At 60.5% G+C, this 1,726-nt stretch carries 1 protein-coding gene; it reads left to right on the top strand.

Features of this window, described 5'->3' with window-relative positions; all coding sequences use genetic code 11:
• Window positions 1–1,726: Ig-like domain-containing protein (locus Q8W22_RS16605; protein WP_305453117.1), on the top strand; the 1,726-nt coding region annotated here is incomplete at both ends.

Below are 1,726 nucleotides of genomic sequence, written 5' to 3'. Positions count from 1 at the left end.
GGGCGTCAGCAGAAAGCGGCACGTCCGATTGGGGCTGGATCGCAGCGACATTGGGTATAGTCGGAGCAATCACCCTGTATACCTTGTCCGATCGTTCCCGTGATAATAACGATGACGACAACTCCAGCCAGATAACCGTCAGCCCGGTCGCGGGCGTATTTGATTCAGCGGCCACCGTCGACGTCTATGACGCCCAGGGCAACGTACTCGGCCACGGCCAGATCGATCCAGCCAGCGGTCAGGTCACGATCACGCTTGACGCCGACTACACCGGCCCGGTGCTGGTCGTGGTCACCGACGCCAATGGCGACGCCGGAGATTATATCTCCGAAGCCACCGGTGCCAGCACCAGTCTGGGAACCAGCCTGACCGCCATGGCCGATCTGGACGAGAGCGGTGACCTGACCCTGAGCGTCACACCGCTGACGACGCTGGCCGTGATGTTGGCGGGTATCAGTGCTGACAGCCTGTCCAGTACGCCCTTAACCAGCGATATGCTGGCCATCAATCAGACTCTGGCGACCCTGTTCCAGTTATCCGACCTGCTTGGTGATGTCACCGCGATCACCGAAGACGAGTTTAACCAGGAGGACGGCCTCAATACCGCCGAAGCGTACGGTGATTTATTGGTGGCCCTATCCGGTCTGGACGAGTTTCAGGGCAGTGTTGCTGCCACTCTGGAAGCCCTGCTGGCAGAGGTCTCGATCGTTGACGGCGTGGCCCTGATCTCCACTCATGGCATCGCCCTGCTGCAAGCGGGCCTGGCCCTGTTTGAAAGTGGCCCGTACAGCGGCGTGCTGGACAGCCAATCGGTGATCGCCCTGGCACCGGTTGTCACGGAAGCCCGCGACGGATTACTGGCCGATGAAGCTGAGGATGGTACCGTCGTCACCCTGAAACAGGTGGCCGTCGGAGACCTCATCAGCATCACCCTGGGCGACCTGAACTACGACGTCACCGCGACGGTGGCCATGGTCTCCGATGGCTACGCATCGATCACCCTCCCGGCAGACCTGCTGGAAGAGCTGGGGGACGGGAACTGGCCACTGACCGTCAGCGTTAACGGCGACGCCCGCTTGCCCATCTACATTGAGCAGGAAATCAGTCGTCCGACACTCAGTATCGATGTCGATCGCAGCGATCTGGCGGCTGGAGAACATACCGTCGTCACCTTTACTTTCAGTGAAGCCGTGATCGGCTTCAGTAATGCCGATATCACACTGGACAGCGGCAGCCTCAGCACCGTGACCACCACCGACGGCGGAGTCACCTGGACGGCAACCTACACACCGGCGGACAACACGGAAGACTCTGGTACCCGGATACAAATCGGTGGCGAATGGACCGACCTGGTGAACAATGCCCCGGCCGTGGGCGCCGACAACCTGGAGGCCAGCATCTCGATCCAGGTGGATACCGTGGCACCGGTGGCGAGTATCGACCTCTCAACCCATGTACTGGCGGTTGGAGAAACCGCCACGGTCACCATCCGCTTCCATGAAGCCGTGACCGGATTCGGCCTGGAAGATCTGTCGGCAGACAACGCCACCTTCTCCAACCTCATCAGCACCGACGGCGGCACCACCTGGACCGCCACACTGACTCCCTCCGACAACATCAGCAGCGATGATAACCGGATTTACCTGAGCAGCGGCTATACCGATGCGGTGGGTAACCAACCGACCAGCGACGTCATCAGTGCCAGTTATCAAATCGATACCCAGGC

This window comes from Oceanobacter sp. 1_MG-2023 (genome assembly GCF_030689025.1).
Lineage (GTDB): Bacteria > Pseudomonadota > Gammaproteobacteria > Pseudomonadales > Oceanobacteraceae > Oceanobacter.
The sequence above is the reverse complement of the archived record's forward strand: the minus strand, read 5'-3'. Positions and strand labels throughout refer to the sequence as shown.